Here is an 18,807-nt window from a genome sequence, read left to right on the forward strand (position 1 = left end):
TCCATGACCATCCGTATTCAAGAGCACATCTGGATCCCCATGAGCGACGGCACGCGTCTGGGCGCGCGCCTCTGGCTGCCGGAGGATGATGCCAAGGTTCCGGCCGTGCTCGAATATATCCCCTATCGCAAGCGCGACGGCACGCGCGGGCGCGACGAGCCCATGCACGGCTATTTCGCTGGAAATGGCTATGCGGCCATTCGCGTGGATATGCGCGGCACGGGCGAGTCCGATGGGCACATGGCTGATGAATATCTGGCCCAGGAACAGGATGACGCGCTTGAAGTGATCGCCTGGATTGCCGCACAGCCCTGGTGCGACGGCAATGTTGGCATGATGGGCAAGAGCTGGGGTGGCTTTAACGGCTTGCAGGTGGCCGCGCGCCGCCCGCCCGCGCTCAAGGCTGTCATTTCGGCCTATTCGACCGATAATCGCTATACCGACGACATCCACTATATGGGCGGCTTGCTGCTCAACGATAATCTGTGGTGGGGCACGATCATGCTGGCCTACCAGTCGCGCCCCCTCGACCCTGAAATCGTCGGCGACAGCTGGCGGGCAAGCTGGCTGGAGCGGCTGCAAAAGCTGCCCTTCTTCCCCGCTCTGTGGCTGGAGCACCAGCGTTATGATGCCTATTGGCAGCACGGCTCCGTCTGCGAGGATTTTTCTGATATCGAAGTGCCAGTGCTGGCCATTGGCGCCTGGGCCGACAGCTATACCAATGCCGTGCCGCGCCTGCTCGAAGGCCTCAAGACGCCGCGCAAGGCGATCATCGGGCCTTGGGGCCACATCTATCCGCATGATGGCGTGCCGGGCCCGGCCATCGGGTTCCTGCAAGAGGCCGTGCGTTGGTGGGACCATTGGCTCAAGGGTCGCGACACCGGCGTGATGAACGAGCCCGATCTGCGCGCCTATACTTCGGACAGCGTCGCGCCCGAAGGCACCCGCAACTTCACCCCCGGCCGCTGGGTCGGGGAGGCGCAGTGGCCTTCGCCTGAGATTGGCACGACCAGCTTCCAACTGGGCGCTGACCATGGCCTGCACACTGGCACGGCCCCAGCCGGACAACTGTCGATCTGCTCGCCGCAGAGCCATGGCAAGGCAGGTGGCGAATGGATGGGCACCGGTTGCGTGGGTGAACACCCGACCGACCAGCGGCTCGACGATGGCGGCGCGCTGGTGTTTGACACCCCGATTCTGGCCGATGCCATTGAAGTGCTGGGCGCCTCGGTGCTCCGCCTCAAGCTGAGTTCAGACAAGCCGGTGGCGCAAGTTTCCGTGCGCCTCTCCGATGTGCGGCCCGATGGCAGCGTGACCCGCGTCAGCTATCAGGTGCTCAACCTCACCCACCGCGACAGCCATGCCGAACCGGCGCCCCTAGTGCCGGGCCAGGCCTATGATGTCGCCGTCAAACTCAATGATTGCGGCTATCGCTTCCCCGCTGGACACCGCATTCGCGTATCCATCGCCACGGCCTATTGGCCCATGGTCTGGCCATCGCCGGAAGCGGCAACGCTCACCATCGACACCGCCACCAGCCGGCTCGATCTGCCCACCCGCAGTGACACAGGCGACGGGGCTGTCAGCTTCGCGCCGCCCGCGCATGGCCCGGCCACCCCGCTCACCCAGCTCGATCCGGGCAGCGTCAAGCGCTGGTCCAGCCAGGATCACGTCGCGGGCACTACGACCTATGTCACCGAAGGCATTGGCGGCCTGTTCGGTGAAGGCATTCTGCGCTTTGACGACATCGGCACCGAGCTCAGCCATAGCCTGAAACGCGAGCTGACCATCGCCGACAATGACCCGCTCAGCGCCCATTACAAGCTCACCCAGAGCTATGAAATGGGTCGCGATGGCTGGCGCACCAAGGTCGATACGGTGACCGAAATGCACTCGGATCTGACCAATTTCTATATTCGCGGCGAACTTACAGCTTCGGAAAACGGCGCCGTCGTTGCCACAAGAAATTGGGATCAGGTGATAAAAAGGGATGGGCTATAGCCATTTCGCACGAAGAACTCGCTAGCCTGAGCCGATGATCTCGAGAACGCGGCGAGCAGCTTCCGGCCGCCATTTCGAGCGCTCGGACCATCTGCGCTGCCGGAAACGGTCGTTGACCAGAGGTCTGATCGATTTCGACGGCCGCGGCGGAGACCAGTCGAGGATGGTGGAGATGATCTCCCCGTGGCCCCCAATCAAGATACACACGTGCCCAGGCGGTCATTGCTGCTCAGGATCGTTCACATTTAGAACCGACCAGGCGCAGTCACCCCCCGCGCGGGTGCTTTTTAGAGAGTCAGCGGCGCCCCGGTGGCCTTGAGATGATCGGCTAGGCGGAGGGTCAGGGCGATCATGGTCAGAGTGGGGTTGGCATAGCTGCCGGTGGGGAACACCGAGCCACCGGCAATATAGAGATTGGCAATGCCGTGCACTTTGCCATCGGGATCGACCACACCCTGACTCGGGTCTTCGTGCATGCGCGTCGTGCCCATGTTATGATGCAGGCTGAGACCGACACTGTTGTTGATATTCTCCAGCTCCAGCCGCCCCAACCCCACCGCCGCCAGCTGGCGTACCAGGATCGCATGAGCACGATGAATGCTGTCCTTGTCCGAGCCAGCCCAATGCACGGTGAGCTTAGGCTGATTTGAGCCGAGCGGGTCCCGCCGCTGACTGAGCGTGATCCGATTGTCCGGATTGGGAGATTGCTCGGTCTGGCTGATGAGTTCGAATTTCTCGTAGCGCTTGTCGTTGCCCTCCTGGCTCGACCAGCCGCCACGGCTCAGGCTAGGAAACAGATGATCCCGGCGGACGGCATGCTTGTAATAATCCAGCACGAAGTCATCGAGATTGCCGGCAAAGTCGGCCACAAGCCTGGCTGCATTGGTCGGCACCCGGCGCTCCCGCATGGCCTGGCGGAATTCGCGTACGGCCAGATGCGCAGGCGATTGCTGGCGGCGGGTCCGCGGAAAAAACAGCGTGGCAAATCCAAGAAGCTGCTGGCGCCGCCGGGCTTCCTCGGCAAAGGTCAGCCTGCCCATCACGGTCAGCTTGTCGAGATAGCGCATGTCATAGAGCGCGTGGATGGAAAATGCACTCTGCTCATAGGGGTACAGGAAACCCGTGCGGATGATGGGATGATCCATGAAAAACCGGCCGACCAGATCCTTGCCGTTGCCAAGGCCGGCTTTCTGCACACGATTGGATGCCAGCAGCAGTCGGGCGTTCTCGATAGCGCCCGTAGCAAGAACATAGCGCCTGGCTTTGACGGCATAGCGCTGGCCCGACAAGGCGGCCACCCGCAGCCCCGTTATTTCGCCGGCATTGTGGCTGGCCTCAATCTCAAGAACATTGGCATAGAGATAGACCGTAATGTTCGACGCGCCTTCGAGCGCCGTGCGCCCATCACCAAAAAATCGGGCGCTGGGACCAAATTTGAACATTGTAGTTTCAAGTTCGCTGCCGGCAAACGGCAGGCGCCGGGAAAGCCTCTCCTCCCAGCTATCGGCCGAATAGTCGAGCGATCCGATGCCACAAATATCGGATGCACGCTGGTAGAAAGGGTCCAGATGCTCGCGCGAAAAAGGCCATCCGCTATGGGCCAGCCAGTCGCGCTTTTCGAAGTCAATGGCCTCGAAAGGGGCATGCCGCACGCCATGCTGGGCATAATCCTCCACTTGTACGTTCCAGGCATTGGACAGGCCGCCGAACTGGCGCCGGCGCATGCGTGAAAGACTGACGAACCGATCGCCCTGACTTTCTCCGGTGGCGAGAGACTGCGTCGGCGCATCGAGTTCGACGCCGCCGCTTTCCAAGACGCAGACCCGGAGCTGAGAACCAATGAATTCACGTGCCAGCGAGAGGCCAACCGGTCCGCTGCCGACGATGCACAGATCGAACTCGACGGTGGACCCATCCGGCAGATGGCGGATATCTTCTAACATGTGGCAATCCTGGGCCCTGCGGTCCGCATGACGGTATCCATAGCAACTTTTCGGAATCGCGGGCGCCCCCGCCAGCGCTAAGACTTAGATTACTTGGGCAGCAGGAAAAATACTCTATTATTCTAATAATTCTTTTGCCGTCGACTATTGATCATACTTACAGGCGGGACGTAAGCTAAGCCGATCTTGGTCAACATCGCATCGTTCCTTAAAGAAATAGGCGCGTGGAATGAACTTCAAGCGCCAGTTCGTTGTGAGTGCCTTCTGGTCCAGCGTAGGCAATGGGGCCAGCAGTCTTATCAGCTTTATTGTTTTCGCGCTGGTGGTGCACCTGGTTGAAGCCGACGCCGTCGGCGTTGTTGCTTTCGCCATGGCCTTCATCGTTTTCGGCCGCGTGTTCGTCGAAGCGGGCACGAGCGAACTCATCCTGAGACGCAAGGACTTCGATGAACGCTATGCTTCGGTTGCATTCTGGCTCAGCCTGGCCAATTCGGCCATTGTGGTCCTGTTATTCGCGCTAGTTCTGGCTCCCTTGATCGATCGGGTCTTTGCGCCCGGCAGCGGCATCGTGCTGGCGGTACTGTCGCTCAGCTTCCTGGTCGACGGCAGCCGGTTCGTGCATGAGGCAAAGTTTCGCCGGGACTTCAGATATCGGGCACTTGCCGTCCGCTACATGGTGGGTACGCTGGTCTCCGGTGTTGTTGGTGTCTGGGCGGCCTATGCGGGCTACGGCGTCTGGGCGCTGGTCGCCCAACGTCTGGTAGCGTCGGTGGTCACCACAGTGGTGACCTGGTTATCCTCGAATTGGCGTCCGAGCCTGGTCTGGTCCCGGGAATATGCATCGGAGCAGATCGTCCATGGCGTTGGATTGCTGGGCGCCAGCACGCTGAAGATCATCATCCAGCGCGTTCCGGAGTTGGCCTTGGGCATCGCGCAGGGACCGTTGAGCGTTGCCATTTATGGCGTGGGCATCAGAACCTATGAAGCGCTCTACCAGCTCACGGCCTTTCCCCTTTTGAGCGCTGCGATGTCGAGCTTCGCCCGCCTACCCGATCGGGAGTCGCTGGCCAAGGCCTATATCAGCACGACTGGCTTTTTCAGCACATTCAGCTTTCCGCTCTTTTTCGGCACGGCGGTCGTTGCTGAACAACTGGTTCCCCTGTTCTTCGGACAGAAATGGCAGACATCGGGCCTCGTTCTGATCGCCCTTGCGGTGAGTGCTCCCCCCAGCATTCTCGGCATACTTCTTCATCCCTTGCTCAACGCACTGGGCCGCACCTCGCTCATCTTCAAGCTCAATCTCGGCTCCGCGATCATCATGGTGGCCGCCTGCGCCATTTTTGCTCCCTATGGTCCTGTCGTCATTTCCATTGTTCTGGCGGTCCGGATCTATCTCGGCCTGGCTGGCATCCTCTATGTGTTGAAGCGAGAGGTTGGTATCGACCCGCGGGCGGTCCTGCTGGCCAATGCTCCGCCCTTTATCAGCTCGCTTGTCATGCTGGCCGCTGCCATCGCGATACGACACGTACTGCCGGATGATCTGCCCGCGATACTGGCTTTGGCCGCCCCAGTGCTGACCGGAGCCTTGACCTATACGGCCACGATGATCCTCGCTTTCCCACGCCACAGCGCCCAAGTGGTACAGGAAGCCAGCGAGATGTTTCCGGGTCTAAAGCGTTTTGCTGGTCCACTTCCTCGCACAAATTAGTTCGCTGGAAATTGTTCTCCCCACAAAATCCAGAATTTTTTGCCGATTACTGGCGTCATTATGCATTTTCTCGCCAGTTCTTTTCGAACTGTACTTGCTGAAACCACGCCGTTATTATGAGATAGGGCAAGCAAAAGGGGGGACTATGCAAAGCCGGACGTCGACGCTTGGTGCACCGAGCCAGGCCGGTTCGGCCGCCGCCCGGCCGCTTGCGGGCATGTCGCAGGGCACCGAGCGTCTGCCCTTGGTGTCAATTTGCCTGCCAACCTACAAACGTACGAGCTTTATCCGACACGCTCTGGAGTCTGCCTTGCGGCAGACTTATCCGAATGTCGAGATTTTCGTGAATGACGACACTCCGGGCGACGAGATCCGCTCGATAGTGGAAGCATACGCATCGCCCAAGCTGCGCTACCAGCAAAACGTGCCAGCGCTCGGATTTGTGCCCAAGCTCAATAATTTCCTGAGCCAGGCCAAGGGCGACTGGATGGTGATCCTATGCGACGATGACGTTTTCGAGCCGCAATTCGTCGAACGCCTGATCGAAAATGCTCGTCGCTATCCGCAGGCGAGCCTGTTGCGATCACGCAATAATCGTATCGACCTGCATGGCCAGCAAATCCAACTCGATCCCGAATCCCCCGAGGTCTCCTCGCCAACCCGGTTCATTCTCGATCTTTTCCGGCCGCAATCGGAGACCTTTTGGGTGAACCTCACGGGTTTCATGTTCCGGCCTGAACAGCTCAAGGCGCTGGGCGGCTTCACCGACCTTTACGCCGCACGCCATGCCGACCGGCTTGCCTGGGTGCAATTGGCAACGCTGGGACCAGTCATTTGCGACAAGCAGGCTTTGTGCAATATCCGACTGCACGGCACGTCGGTCTCATCGGCCCTCGAGAGCGGCTATAACGACGCCATCAATGCCACGCACCTTGCGCAAAGCAAGATTATCGGCATTCTCGACGAGCTTGCGGAAAGGCCGCTCGATGATGAGCAACGCGGAGAGATCGCCAGAACACGGCAATTGCTGAGGCCCTACATCAACGAACATATCGCGCGGACCCTTCGGCACAGCCTGGTTGCCGAACTCAAAAAGCCGGACGGAAGCGAAGACCAGTTGCGGCACCTTCGTGCGCAATGGAACAAGCTCGGCGTGCCGGTCTCCCGCCTTACAAGGCTGATCTTCCTGGTCAGCACCTTGCCCCGCTGGATGCGACAGCCCATCGTCAATGCGATGCTGAACTACAAGCAGGCCTACATGCATTGAGATGCACCGGTGCATCCCCCGGGCGGACGTCGCTCAGGGGTATGCTTCGTTCGGTGCAGGCAGTCCCCTCACCCGCTACAGCCCATTCCACAAACGCTATTTCCGGTGCAGGGCGATCCCCGATGTGTTGAAGATGACGGCGCGGTCGGGTGCGAAGGATAGCGGCAGGCTTTGGCCGATGCGCAGTTCGTGGTCACCATCGAGCACGGCGAGCCAGGCGGCGCCAGAGGGTAGGCGCAGGCTGACATTGGTTTCGTTGCCGAGCCGTTCGACCAAGCTCACTTCACCCACCAGATTGCCCGAGGATTGGTCGGTGAGATCATGCGGGCGAATACCCAAGGTGACGGTGTCGCCGGGTTTGAGGCTCGTGGGATCGGCGGGGACAGTGGTGGGGCCGATATCCTTGCCGGAGACGGTGACCGTATCGGTGCTCAGTTCTTCGACGGTCAGTTCGACGAAATTCATCTTGGGCGAGCCGATGAAGCCGGCAACAAAGAGATTGGCGGGGCGCTGGTAGAGCTCGATCGGGCTGCCGACCTGCTGCACGACGCCGGCATTGAGCACGACGATCTTGTCGGCCAGGGTCATGGCCTCGACCTGATCGTGGGTGACGTAGATCATGGTGGCGCCGAGGTCATGATGGAGCTTGGACAGCTCCATGCGCATGTCGACACGCAGGGCGGCGTCGAGATTGGATAGGGGCTCATCGAAGAGGAAGACTTCGGGCTGGCGTACAATGGCGCGGCCGATGGCGACGCGCTGGCGCTGGCCGCCCGAGAGCTGGCTGGGCTTGCGATCGAGCAGGTGTTCCATCTGCAGGATGCGCGCGGCCTCGCGGACCTTCTGGTCGCGGACCTCCTTGGGAGCCCTGGCCAGTTTGAGGCCGAAGCCGACATTGTCGTAGACCGTCATATGCGGATAGAGCGCGTAGCTCTGGAACACCATGGCGATGCCGCGGTCGCGCGGCTCGACATCGTTGCAGCGCTTGTCGCCAATGAAGAGATCGCCGCCGGTGATCTCTTCGAGGCCCGCTATCATGCGCAGCAAGGTGGATTTGCCACAGCCCGAGGGGCCGACAAAGACCACGAACTCACCGTGTTGGACATCAAGATCGACGCCCTTGATAACCTCGACCTCGCCATAGCTCTTGCGGAGCGATTTCAGTTCCAGTCCAGCCATGGTGATTATCCTTTGACGGCGCCAGCAGTCATCCCCGCTACGATGTGCCGGTTGAAGAATAGGAAGACCAGCAGCGGCGGGATGGTGATGAGCAGAATATTGGTGAAGAGCAGATTGTAGGACGTGTTGAACTGGCTCTGGAAATTATAGAGCGTCAGCTGCACCGTCGCATTGGCATTGCCCGGCAGGTAGTAGAGCGGGTTGGTGAAGTCGTTGAACACGCCCACCGATTGTACCACGATATTGGTGACGGTGACCGGCCAGAGCAGCGGCAGGATGATACGGAAGAACACGTCGAACGGGCGGGCGCCGTCGATGATCGCCGCCTCATCCAGCTCACGCGGAATGGTGGCGATGAAGGCGCGGTAGAGAATAATCGAGAAGGGCAGGCCATAGGCCACTTCGATCAGCACCAGGCCATGCAGCTTACCGAAGAGGCCCACGCCCTGCAGCAGCCAGATGGTGGGGACCACGGCGGGCGGGATCATCAACCCGGCCAGGATGAGGAATTCGATCAAGCCATTCCAGCGCGTCTTGCGGCGGGCCAGCACGAAGCCGACCATAGCGGCAAAGACGACGAGGAGTGTCACGCTGGCGACGGTGAGGATGGTGGAGTTGATGAAGGCGGTCAGCAGCATCCAATTGCGGGTGGTGACCACCTCGACAATGTTGCTCCACAGATGAAAACCATCGGGCCAGGAGAAATCGAGCAGGGTGGCCTGCTGCTTGTTCTTGAACGCGGTCAGGATGATGAAGGCGAAGGGCACGAGGAAGACCAGCGCCGAGACCAGGATGGCGATGATGCCGAGAACGATCGATGGCCGGGATTTCATTCGTGACCCTGCTTGCGGTTGAGGAACATGGTCAGCGGCACGACCAGGATGCCGATCAGCACGAAGAGCACGACATTGCCGGCGGTGGAGAGGCCATAGAACCCGGCCTGGTATTGCTTGTAGATCACCGAGGCGATGGTGTCGGAGGCGAAGCCCGGGCCGCCGCGGGTCATGGCCCAGATCAGATCGAAGGTGCGCAAGCCGCCGATGAAGCTGAGGATAATGACGGTGGCGGTGGCGGGGCGGCTCAAGGGCAGCGTGACATAGAGGAAGTTCTGCCACTTGGTGGCGCCATCGATGCGGGCGGCTTCGTAATAATCCTTGGGAATGGCAACGATGCCGGCAATGTAGATGACGGTGGCAAGACCCACCCCCTTCCACACATCGACCAGCGCCACCGAGAACAAAGCCAGCCGCGGATCGACCAGCCAGCCCGGCCCCTTGATGCCGAACAGGGCCAAAGCGTCGTTGATCATGCCTTGGGTGGGATGCATCAGGACGGTGAAGGTGATGCCGACGCCGACGGTGGAGACTAGGACCGGGAAGAACACTACCGAGCGCAGATAGCCGCGCCCCATAATGGCCGAGGTCAGCAGTAGCGCCAGCAACATGCCAAGCACGACCTTGAGGCCGGAGGTTATGGCGGCATAGAGCACGGTATTGACCAGGCCCTGCACCAGGAACGGCTCGCGGAAGAATTGCGCGAAATTGTCCAGTCCGATGAAGGTGGAATTGAACAGCGTCCAGCGGGTGAGGCTGAAATAGAGCGAGGCGAAGGTCGGCGCCAGGAACAGCACGCCATAGATCAGCGCGGCCGGCAGGAAAAACCAGCCCGGATAGGGCGAGCGGCGGATTGCCTTGCTACCGCCATGCGGTAGGGCAGAACCCGCTTCAGACAATACGGTCATCACCGTTCCTCCTCGAACAGAGCGCGGCCCGGAGCGCAGAAACTCCGGGCCGCCCGATCACAAGTGCTTACCAGCCAGGGAGGCCGAGCTGCTGAGCCTGCTTGCGAACATCTTCATCATAGAGCGCGGCGCCCTCGGCGGCGGGACGGAAGCCCGAGCCGACTTCCACGGTGATCTGTTCGAGCGCCGGGCCCTTGATGGGCGAGAGGAATTCCAGCGCCGGGGCGTTCTGGCCGCCTTCGGCGAAGTAGGGCAGCATGTCGGTCACGGCTGGCGGCACGTCGGCCGGCAGGGTGCAGCCATTGACCAGATAGGGGCCCGAGGCGCCACCGGCGCGAGTCTGGGCTTCGCAGCCCGGAACGCTGGCGATGAAGGCAACGAACTTCTTGGCGGCGTCCAGATTGGGCGTGGTCTGGGCGATATAGACGCCATCGGGCATCCAGACCGTCAGGCCATTGAGGTCAGCTTCGTCGCCGGGCTGGGCGAAGAAACCGACATCCTGGATATTGTCCGGATAGGCCTGGGCGATTGCGGTGGTGGCGAAGGTCAGCATGGGGTAATGGGCGCCTTCGCCCAGGGCGATCATGCGGATGCCGTCGTCATATTTGGCGGCGCCGAAATCTTCGTTGAAGAAGCCCGCATCATGGGTTTCCTGCAGCTTTTCAAAACCGCGCAGGGCCGCCGGGTCGGTGGCGAACTTGGCTTCGTTGGCCGTGTAGCGGCTGGCGAATTGCGGGTCCTTGGCCTGGACGTTGAAGAAGTCGGCCAGCACGAACAACTGGCTGGTCCAGGTGTCGCCATAGGTCTGAATCACGGCGACCTTGCCCGCCGCCTTGATCTTTTCGTTATTGGCCATGAATTCGGCCCAGGTCTTGGGGACCGACAGACCCAGTTCTTCGTAGATTTTCTTGTTGTAATAGATGCCGCCGGCCATGGCGGCGCGCGCGGGGGCGCCGCGAATGGTGCCATCGGGCGCGGTCACGACTGGCTTGAAGCTGGCCTGTACATCGGCCTGCCAAGGTTCGTTGGTGAGATCGACCAGGAATTGCTGGGGATTGATCGCCTGGAAGAGCGAGCCGGAATTGTAGAGGAAGACATCGGCCATGGCGCCGGTGGCCAGCCGCGTCTTGATCAGGTTGTCGCCTTCCGAGCCGCCGGGGCGGGTCTCGATATCGACATTGATATCGGGATTGGCGGCTTCGAAGGCCTTGACCACTTCGTCAGCGATGACCTGGTTTTCAGGGCCGCTGGGGATCAGGTAGGTAAGATTGACGCTCTGGGCGAAGGCGGCGCCCGACAGGGCCGTGACAGTCAAGAGGCCGGCGGCCAGGCCGGTCAGCATTCTGGTGGTCTTGTTCAACATAGTTTCCTCCCATGTTTATCTGGCCCGAAGCGGGCAGAATTCTCCTCCGCGCCGCCTATGGCGTACGCGCATTGACTCTGGATTTGGCGAAGGCCGCATGCTCGGGCGCTTCGTAGGTGAAGGTGATGTGGTGGGGACCGGCAGCCAGTTCGCGGTCTGCGCCGCTTTGGTGGGGCTGGCCATCGACGATGACATCGCGGTATTCGGCCGATAGCCGCAACACGCCGCGGGCGCCTTGGGGCACTTCGATATCGTAGCGGACCTGGTTGCCATCCAGCGTCCAGCCGGCGCGGATCGTGCCGTTGGTGCTGTCATGGCTGGCCGCGACGGGCGAGAGTTCGGCAATGATGGTGGGCGCAAAGATCACGGTGGCAAAGCCGGGATCGCTGGCATCGGGCTGGAAGCCGGCGACGCCTTCGAACAGCCATTGGCAGACTGCGCCATAGGCATAGTGATTGTAGGAATTCATCTGCGGATTGTAGATCGAGCCATCGGCCTGGATGGCGTCCCAGCGCTCCCAGATGGTGGTGGCGCCCTTTTTGACCTGGTAGAGCCAGCCGGGCACTTCTTCCTGGAGGAACACCGAGGCGGCAAGGCCGGGTTCACCGATCTTGACCAGCGCCGGCAGCAAAGCCGGGGTGCCGATAAAGCCGGTACCGATACGGCCCTCGGCGCGGGCAATGGTCGCTTTGAAATAGCGCTTGGCGGCTTCGACATGCTCGTCCGGGATAAGGTCGTGCAGGAATGCCAGGGCATAGGAGGTCTGGTCGTCGTAGCAGAGGCGGCCCGAGGCGGTGATGAATTCGCGGGCAAAGGCGGCCTTCACCTCGGCGGCCATTTTCGCCATGCGGGCGGCCAGAGCGGCGTCGCCGGCAATGGTGGCGATGCGGCCGACCAGGGTGCTGGTGATGAAGAGATAAATGGTCGCCGCGGCATCGTCGCCAATGGTGGGCAGCGGCTTGGCCGAGGGGCCCTTGGGCTGCAACCAATCGCCGAAGGAGAAGCCACGACCGCCCCAGAAGCGAGGCGGATTGACGATGGGGCCATCGCTGATCGACCAGACGAAATCGACCCATTTGGTCATGGCGGGCAGCGCCTCGCGCAGGATATTGGCGTCGCCATAATGCAAATAGAGCTGCCAGGGCACGATGGCGATGGCATCGCCCCAGCCGGTGCTGCCGAAGAAACCGGGATAGTGTTCGGGCTGCTGGCGGGTCGGATCGGGCACGACGTGCGGCACGGCGCCATCGGGGCGCTGGTCGACGATGACGTCACGGATCCACTTGGTCAGGAAGCCGTGGCTGTCGCCCAGATAGCAGGCAGTGCCGGCAAAGACCTGCGCGTCGCCGGTCCAGCCCAGGCGCTCGTCGCGCTGCGGGCAATCGGTGGGCACTTCGATGAAATTGGCGCGCTGGGACCACAGCGTGTTGAGCACCAGCCGATCGACCAGCGGATTGCCGGAGGTGAAACTGGCTTTGGCCTCGGTGACCGAGCTGATCGGCACGGCCTCGATGGCAGTGATGCGGGCATTGCCGGTGATAGTGACCCGGGCGTAACGGAAGCCCTGGAAGGTGAAATGGGGCCGGTAGTGCTCTTCACCGGTGCCGGAAAGGGTGTAGTCGATGCGTGCGGCCGCGGTGCGGTAGTTGCCGTTGTAGAAGGCGCCGTCCTGGTCGAGCACTTCGGCATGTTCGACGCTGACCGTGGCGCCGGCCTCGCCGGTGACGGTGAAGGCGACGTAGCCGCCCATGTTCTGGCCGAAATCGTAGACGTTGCGGCCTTCGGCATCGGGCCAGGATTTAACCACGGGCAGCGGGGCGAGTTCGCGCACCGGAGTGGTTTCATGCGGGATGAGAATGGCGGGATCGAAGGACAGCGCTTCGGTGCCGGCCGACACTTTGGCCGCAATGCGGGCGTCGAAGACCTCGCCGAAATAGATGCCGGATTTGCGGATCGGCAGTTCGCCGCTCTGCCAGCTGGTATCGGTGAGGAGCAGTGGAGCCGCGCCACCGCTGCGCAGCTCGGCAATGGCGGCGATCTTGTCGCCCCAGGTGTTGAAGATGGGGTGCTCGCCCCACATCATCTGCGAGCGCAGCCAGCCATCGGCCAGCCAGATTTCGATATGGTTGCGCCCGGGCACCAGCAGATCGGCCACGGCGTAGCTTTGGTAGCTCAGGCGGGCGTCATAGCTGGTCCAGCCGGGCGTCAGCAGGTCATTGCCGACGCGCTTGCCGTTGATGAAGCAGCGATAAAGGCCCAGCGCGCTGATGCGCAGCACCTCGTCGCCCGTGACGGCGGAGAGCTCGAAATCCTTGCTGATGAAGGACGCGGGGGTTTCCACGCCCTGGTCGGCCAGGGGATGGACCATCTGCGCGACCCAGTGTGCATGAGCCTGGCTCGGCGCGTGCTTGTCCCGGATATCGTGCATGGCATTCTCCTCTGGCTCGGTAGTTTCCGAGTGTGTACTGTTCTACGTATAGCGTTCTACATTTTCATTTGTTTGGCAATAGGCGTTCGCACCGAATAATGACACAAGGGGAAATGCCCGATTTTGAAGGGCTGAAAGGCGTTTGAATGGCTGAAGCAAAACCGGAAAAGAAAAACGACCGCGTAACAATCCGGGAGGTGGCTGAGGATGCCGGCGTCTCGGTCGCGGCCGTTTCCAAGGTGTTGCGGGAAGCCTATGGGGTCAGCGAGTCGCTGCGCAGCAAGGTGCGCGCCTCGATGAACAAGCTCAATTACCGCCCGCTGGCTTCAGCGCGGGGCATGCGCGGGCAGACCTATACGCTGGGCCTGGTGCTGCCCGATATTCGCAACCCGTTCTTTGCCGACATTCTGGCGGGGGTGAATTCGGCGCTGGAGCGCACGCAATATCAGCTGATGATGGGGACCAGCCATTCGCAGGGACTGGCCGAAGAGGCGTTGGTCGAGGCGATGATCGACCGGCAGATGGACGGCATCATCATGATCGGCACCACCGAATATATGGACCGGCTGGGCAGTATCGCCAAACAGAAGCCGCTGGTGACAATCGGACATCATGCCGAGACCAGCCAGTTGTTCGACACGGTCAACAATGACGATCAGCTGGGCGCGCGCCTCGTGGTCAAGCACTTGCTGGCCAATGGTTTTCGCAACATCGCCATGCTGAGCCTGGCGTCCACCACCTCGACCATTCTGTCCGAGCGGGAACTGGGCTACCGCCGCGAAATGATCGAGAACGGACTGGGGGAGAATATCAACATCATCCGCGCGCCGCAGACTTTGCGCGAGGTGCAGATCGCCGCGCGCCGGTTGCTGGAGGGACCGAGCAAGCCCGAGGCGCTGTTCTGCTGGACCGATTTCATCGCCCTTGAAGTCATCAGCGTGGCGACCGAACTAGGCCTGCGCATTCCCCAGGACCTGGCGATCGTGGGCTATGACAATACTATGTATTGCGACTTCGCGCAGAACGGACTGACTAGCGTGGATCAGTCCGGGGAATTGCTGGGTCTGCAGTCAGCCCGCCTGGTAATCGAGCGCATTCGCGGAAGGGCGGAAGCCGAGCATTTCGTCGTCACCCCGCGGGTCGTCGCCCGCAGCAGTTCCAAGCGCAGCGCGGTGTAACGCGTCGCCGACGGCGAAAATGGTTGGGGCGCTGAGCGGGAAATCGGTCACGGCGGCGACGGCTTGGCCGATCGTACCGCGCCAGATTTGCTCATCGGCACGACCGACATTGCCGGCAATGATGGCGGGCGTCGCCATCGACATACCCTGCCCTTGCAGTTGGGCCACGATGGCCGGCAGCGTGCGGCGGGACATGTAGTAGACGCTGGTGGTGGCAGGGTCGGATAGCGCTTGCCAATTGAGCGTATCAGGCAGCACGCCCTGGCGCGAATGGCCGGTGACGAAGCGCACGGATTGGGCGTGATCGCGATGGGTCAGCGAGACGCCGAGGCGGGACGCGAGGGCCAAAGCGGCAGTGATGCCGGGAACCACGGAAACGGCGATGCCGTGACGTTCGAGCATTTCGATTTCTTCGCCGGCACGGCCGAAAATCATTGGATCGCCGGACTTTAGCCGCACCACATGTTTGCCCTGGCGGGCCAGGGACAACATCATGGCATTGATATCTTCCTGGCGGCAGCTTTCGCGGGCGGCGCGCTTACCGACTAGCATGCGTTTGGCCTCGCGGCGGGCGAGTTCGAGCACTTCAGCAGAAACCAGATCGTCGAACAGGATGACGTCGGCGGACTGGAGGGCGCGGATCGCCTTGATGGTGAGCAGGTCCGCATCGCCGGGCCCGGCGCCGACGAGCGTGACGCGGCCGGCGGCGGGGGCGGCGCTGATCGCCACGATATCGCTGTCCATTGGTGTGGGTGCGGCATCGCCAAAGGCGCGGTCGGCCAGGCGTTCCCAGAAGGCGCGGCGCTGCGGGCCGGGTTCGAGCGCGGCCATGACCTTGCCGCGAATATCCTGCGCCAGCTGCGCCCAGGCGGATAGCGTTTGCGGCAGCAATGTCTCGATGCGGCGGCGCACGGCCTGGCCTAGAATGGGCGCAGCGCCGGCCGTGGAAATGCTGACCACGACGGGCGAGCGATTGACGATGGCGCCGAACTGGAACTGGCAATATTCGGGCCGGTCGATGACATTGTAGGGCACGCTGGCGTCGCGTGCGGCTTCGGTAAAGGCGAGGGCTTCTGCGTCATCTTCGATATCGGCGACGGCAAGCGCTGCGCCGGAGAGGTCGGAGGGCGCCCAATGGCAATCGACCAGGCTGATCGTGCCCGCCGAGGCGCCAGTTTCGGCCAGCGCGATCAACTCGTCGCACCATTCGTCGATGGGGGCCAGCACCTGCACATGGGCACCGGCGGCGGCGAGCAATTCGACCTTCCAGGTGGTGGGCTCGGAGCCGCCAATGGCGATCACGCGCTTGCCTTCAAGGCTGAAAAATACCGGCAGCACGGCGAGCGGAGCCATGCGGTCGGGACGCGACTTACTCGGCAGCGGCGAGACGATGTGCATCGATGATCCCCCTGATTTCGGCGCGGCAGGAGCCGCAATTGGTGCCGGCCTTGGTGCAGGCGCCGACGGCTTCGACTGTGGTGCAGCCCTGCCCCGTGACGGCAGCGGCAATGGTGTTGATTCCAACGGAAAAGCAGGAACAGACCATGGCGCCGCTATCGGGCATGTCGGCGCCGGGGCGGCCGGCGAGCACGGCGGAGCCATCGAGCTTATCCGCCGTGAGCAGGCCCACGGCCCATTGGCGCGAGACGAGCACTGGATCGGGCGACGTGTAGAGCGCGGCGATCAGCTTGCCGGCATCCATGACGGCAAAGCTGCGGCGGCCCGAGCGGGTGTCGAGCGCGGAGAGTACGCGAATGGTGTCCGGCAGGGCGAAGGCGGCGCGGAGCCAGGCTTCCCAGTCGGCAGGTTCCTCGAACCAAGCCAATTCACCGCGCATGCCGCCGGGGGCTTCGGCTATGGCCCAATAGTCGGATGTGTCGAGCGAAGGGCGATGGGCGGCGACGAAGAAGCCGTAGAGCCGCACGGCCACGGGCTCGGCGTGGACGAGCGCCATTTTGAGCGCGGGCTGGGCCGAGACTGGATCGACCTTGGCGGTGACCAGAGCATCGACGCGGCCATGCGAGGCGAATTGGTCGGTCCAGTGCATGGGCACGAAGACATGGCCGCGGCGCTGCCGGTCGGTGACCAAAGCGCGGACGATGGCGGTGCCGTGATTGTTGTTGAGCCGCACCAGGGTGGCGCGGCGGATGTTCAGCGCCTCGGCGTCCTGGGGATGAATTTCAACGAAAGGCTCGGCGTAATGCGCGGAGAGGCGCGCGGCTTTGCCGGTGCGGGTCATGGTGTGCCAATGATCGCGCACGCGGCCGGTATTGAGGATGAAGCTGCCCGGCGCCGGGGCAAAGGGCGGCGGCGGCAGGACAGGCACGAAGCGGGCCTTGCCATCGGGCGTGTAGAAGGCGCCGGTGCCGAACATGCGGGCACTGGGCTTATTGCGAATGGGCCATTGGGTGGGGGCCAGGCTTTCATAATCGGCGCCGAGCAGGCCGGTGAGATCAAAGTCGCGGGCACCGTCATTTTCGAAGGAAGAGAGGGCGGTGTGTTCGGCGAAGATTTCGGCGGGGTTCGTATAGGCGAAAGCGGCGCCGAACCCCATGCGCTGGGCGACCTGGCTGACGATCCACCAATCGGGGCGGGCTTCGCCGGGCGCTGCCAGAAAGGGCCGCTGACGCGAGATGCGGCGCTCCGAATTGGTGACGGTGCCGTCCTTTTCACCCCAGCCGGCGGCGGGCAGGCGCACATGCGCGACGACGCCGGTATCGGTGCGGGCCGACATGTCGGAGACGACGACGAAGGGGCAGGCGGCGAGCGCGGCGCGAACGGCGTCGGCCTCGGGCATGGAATCGACCGGGTTGGTCGCCATGATCCAGACCGCCTTGATCTCGCCCCGCGCCATGGCGGCAAAGAGATCGACGGCCTTTAGGCCGGGGCTTTGGGCGACATTGTCGCTGCCCCAGAAGCGCCCTACCCGTTCGATCGCCTCGGGCGTGAAATCCATATGGGCGGCCAGCATATTGGCGAGGCCGCCGACTTCGCGGCCGCCCATGGCATTGGGCTGGCCGGTGACCGAGAATGGACCCATGCCAGGCCGGCCAATGCGACCAGTCAACAAGTGGCAATTGATGATGGCGTTGACCTTGTCGGTCCCCGAAGCTGATTGATTGACGCCCTGGGAATAGACAGTGACGGTTTTTTCGGTCCGGGCGAACCAGTCGTAAAAGAGCGTTATGGCGTGTTCGGACAGGCCCGTGGCCGTGGCGACGCGAGCGATGGGCCAATCCTCGGCCACCAGCAGCGCGGCTTCGGCGCCGGAGGTGTGGTTGGCCACGAAGTCGGGCGCAGTGACGCCGTTACGGGCGAGATGGGCCAATAGGCCAACAAACAGCGCGCTATCGCCGTCGGATTGGACGGGCAGGTGCAGATCGGCAATGTCGGCAGTGACGGTACGGCGGGGATCGATCAGTACCACGCGCATGTCGGGGCGCGATGCCTTTGCAGCGACGATGCGCTGGTACAGCACGGGGTGGCACCAGCCAAGATTGCTGCCGACCAGCACGATGAGGTCGGCCAGTTCGAGATCTTCGTAATTGCCGGGCACGGTGTCGGAGCCGAAGGCGCGTTTGTGGCCGGCAACGGAGGAGGCCATGCAGAGGCGCGAATTGGTGTCGATATTGGCTGAGCCGATGAAGCCTTTCATCAGCTTGTTGGCGACGTAATAATCCTCGGTGAGGAGCTGGCCCGAGCCATAGATGGCGACGGAATTGGGGCCATGCTCGGCGATAGTATTCTGGAAGGTGGTAGCGACAAGGTCCAGCGCGTCTTCCCAAGTGGCGCGGGCGCCGTTGATTTCGGGATGCAACAAGCGGCCATCGAGCGAGAGGGTTTCGCCCAGCGCGGAGCCCTTGGAGCAGAGGCGGCCGAAATTGGCCGGGTGGTCGGGGTCGCCGGCAATGGTGACGGAACCATCGGGCTGCGGGGTGGCCAGCACGCCGCAGCCGACGCCACAATAGGGGCAGGTGGTGCGGGTGGTGGTCATCCCCG

General features: G+C 62.3%; 12 protein-coding genes. 4 read left to right on the forward strand and 8 right to left on the reverse strand.

The window, feature by feature from the left end:
* Nucleotides 1-3 precede the first annotated feature (3 nt).
* Nucleotides 4-2,001: a CocE/NonD family hydrolase gene (locus N8A98_RS05560; protein WP_262169805.1), complete on the forward strand. Its 1,998-nt coding sequence runs from the start codon at nt 4-6 to the stop codon at nt 1,999-2,001.
* A 287-nt stretch (nt 2,002-2,288) separates the two neighbouring features.
* On the opposite strand, the gene N8A98_RS05565 is transcribed toward N8A98_RS05560, so the two are convergent.
* Nucleotides 2,289-3,944, reverse strand: coding sequence for a GMC oxidoreductase (locus tag N8A98_RS05565; RefSeq protein WP_262169807.1), 1,656 nt, complete (start codon nt 3,942-3,944; stop codon nt 2,289-2,291).
* A 229-nt stretch (nt 3,945-4,173) separates the two neighbouring features.
* On the opposite strand from N8A98_RS05565, the gene N8A98_RS05570 reads away from it, so the two are divergent.
* Together N8A98_RS05570 and N8A98_RS05575 are read left to right on the forward strand one after the other, a co-directional pair.
* Entirely contained in the window at nt 4,174-5,652 is a 1,479-nt protein-coding gene (locus N8A98_RS05570; protein ID WP_262169808.1) for an oligosaccharide flippase family protein, read from the forward strand.
* Nucleotides 5,624-6,919, forward strand: a complete 1,296-nt coding sequence (locus tag N8A98_RS05575; protein ID WP_262169810.1) for a glycosyltransferase family 2 protein — start codon at nt 5,624-5,626, stop codon at nt 6,917-6,919. Before N8A98_RS05570 ends, N8A98_RS05575 begins: the two co-directional genes overlap by 29 nt.
* A 96-nt stretch (nt 6,920-7,015) precedes the next feature.
* Here the strand turns inward: N8A98_RS05575 and N8A98_RS05580 are convergent, their stop codons facing one another.
* The 5 genes from N8A98_RS05580 to N8A98_RS05600 form a co-directional block, all read right to left on the reverse strand.
* Nucleotides 7,016-8,098 carry an ABC transporter ATP-binding protein gene (locus N8A98_RS05580; RefSeq protein ID WP_262169812.1) on the reverse strand — a complete coding sequence of 361 codons (1,083 nt, stop codon included), beginning with the start codon at nt 8,096-8,098 and terminating at the stop codon, nt 7,016-7,018.
* Between the two features lie 5 nt (nt 8,099-8,103).
* The gene (locus N8A98_RS05585) at nt 8,104-8,931 is read right to left on the reverse strand and encodes a carbohydrate ABC transporter permease (RefSeq protein WP_262169814.1); all 828 of its coding nucleotides are present in this window, start codon (nt 8,929-8,931) and stop codon (nt 8,104-8,106) included.
* Nucleotides 8,928-9,839 carry a carbohydrate ABC transporter permease gene (locus N8A98_RS05590; protein ID WP_262169816.1) on the reverse strand — a complete coding sequence of 304 codons (912 nt, stop codon included), beginning with the start codon at nt 9,837-9,839 and terminating at the stop codon, nt 8,928-8,930. Before N8A98_RS05590 ends, N8A98_RS05585 begins: the two co-directional genes overlap by 4 nt.
* Nucleotides 9,840-9,906: 67 nt before the next feature.
* Nucleotides 9,907-11,202 (reverse strand): ABC transporter substrate-binding protein, encoded by a 1,296-nt coding sequence (locus N8A98_RS05595; RefSeq protein ID WP_262169817.1) that lies wholly within the window; start codon nt 11,200-11,202, stop codon nt 9,907-9,909.
* Nucleotides 11,203-11,257: 55 nt separating this feature from the next.
* Nucleotides 11,258-13,630 carry an alpha-L-rhamnosidase gene (locus N8A98_RS05600; RefSeq protein ID WP_262169818.1) on the reverse strand — a complete coding sequence of 791 codons (2,373 nt, stop codon included), beginning with the start codon at nt 13,628-13,630 and terminating at the stop codon, nt 11,258-11,260.
* A 146-nt stretch (nt 13,631-13,776) separates the two neighbouring features.
* Here N8A98_RS05600 and N8A98_RS05605 point away from each other — a divergent pair, with 146 nt between their 5' ends.
* Nucleotides 13,777-14,808: a LacI family DNA-binding transcriptional regulator gene (locus N8A98_RS05605; RefSeq protein ID WP_113122515.1), complete on the forward strand. Its 1,032-nt coding sequence runs from the start codon at nt 13,777-13,779 to the stop codon at nt 14,806-14,808.
* Here N8A98_RS05605 and cysG read toward each other — a convergent pair.
* Nucleotides 14,701-16,206, reverse strand: a complete 1,506-nt coding sequence (gene cysG / locus N8A98_RS05610) for a siroheme synthase CysG (protein ID WP_262169820.1) — start codon at nt 16,204-16,206, stop codon at nt 14,701-14,703. The genes N8A98_RS05605 and cysG overlap by 108 nt on opposite strands.
* Nucleotides 16,178-18,802: a nitrate reductase gene (locus tag N8A98_RS05615; protein WP_262169822.1), complete on the reverse strand. Its 2,625-nt coding sequence runs from the start codon at nt 18,800-18,802 to the stop codon at nt 16,178-16,180. The genes cysG and N8A98_RS05615 overlap by 29 nt, the downstream gene beginning before the upstream one ends.
* Nucleotides 18,803-18,807 lie beyond the last annotated feature (5 nt).

This window comes from Devosia neptuniae, from assembly GCF_025452235.1.
In the GTDB taxonomy this organism is placed as follows: Bacteria; Pseudomonadota; Alphaproteobacteria; order Rhizobiales; family Devosiaceae; genus Devosia.

Bases quoted from the DNA above. Each gene is read 5' to 3' on its own strand.
- N8A98_RS05595 (WP_262169817.1), bottom strand. From the start codon at position 11,202: ATGTTGAACAAGACCACCAGAATGCTGACCGGCCTGGCCGCCGGCCTC.
- N8A98_RS05605 (WP_113122515.1), top strand. From the start codon at position 13,777: ATGGCTGAAGCAAAACCGGAAAAGAAAAACGACCGCGTAACAATCCGG.
- N8A98_RS05570 (WP_262169808.1), top strand. From the start codon at position 4,174: ATGAACTTCAAGCGCCAGTTCGTTGTGAGTGCCTTCTGGTCCAGCGTA.
- N8A98_RS05590 (WP_262169816.1), bottom strand. From the start codon at position 9,839: ATGACCGTATTGTCTGAAGCGGGTTCTGCCCTACCGCATGGCGGTAGC.
- N8A98_RS05600 (WP_262169818.1), bottom strand. From the start codon at position 13,630: ATGCACGATATCCGGGACAAGCACGCGCCGAGCCAGGCTCATGCACAC.
- N8A98_RS05580 (WP_262169812.1), bottom strand. From the start codon at position 8,098: ATGGCTGGACTGGAACTGAAATCGCTCCGCAAGAGCTATGGCGAGGTC.
- N8A98_RS05560 (WP_262169805.1), top strand. From the start codon at position 4: ATGACCATCCGTATTCAAGAGCACATCTGGATCCCCATGAGCGACGGC.
- N8A98_RS05615 (WP_262169822.1), bottom strand. From the start codon at position 18,802: ATGACCACCACCCGCACCACCTGCCCCTATTGTGGCGTCGGCTGCGGC.
- N8A98_RS05565 (WP_262169807.1), bottom strand. From the start codon at position 3,944: ATGTTAGAAGATATCCGCCATCTGCCGGATGGGTCCACCGTCGAGTTC.
- cysG (WP_262169820.1), bottom strand. From the start codon at position 16,206: ATGCACATCGTCTCGCCGCTGCCGAGTAAGTCGCGTCCCGACCGCATG.
- N8A98_RS05585 (WP_262169814.1), bottom strand. From the start codon at position 8,931: ATGAAATCCCGGCCATCGATCGTTCTCGGCATCATCGCCATCCTGGTC.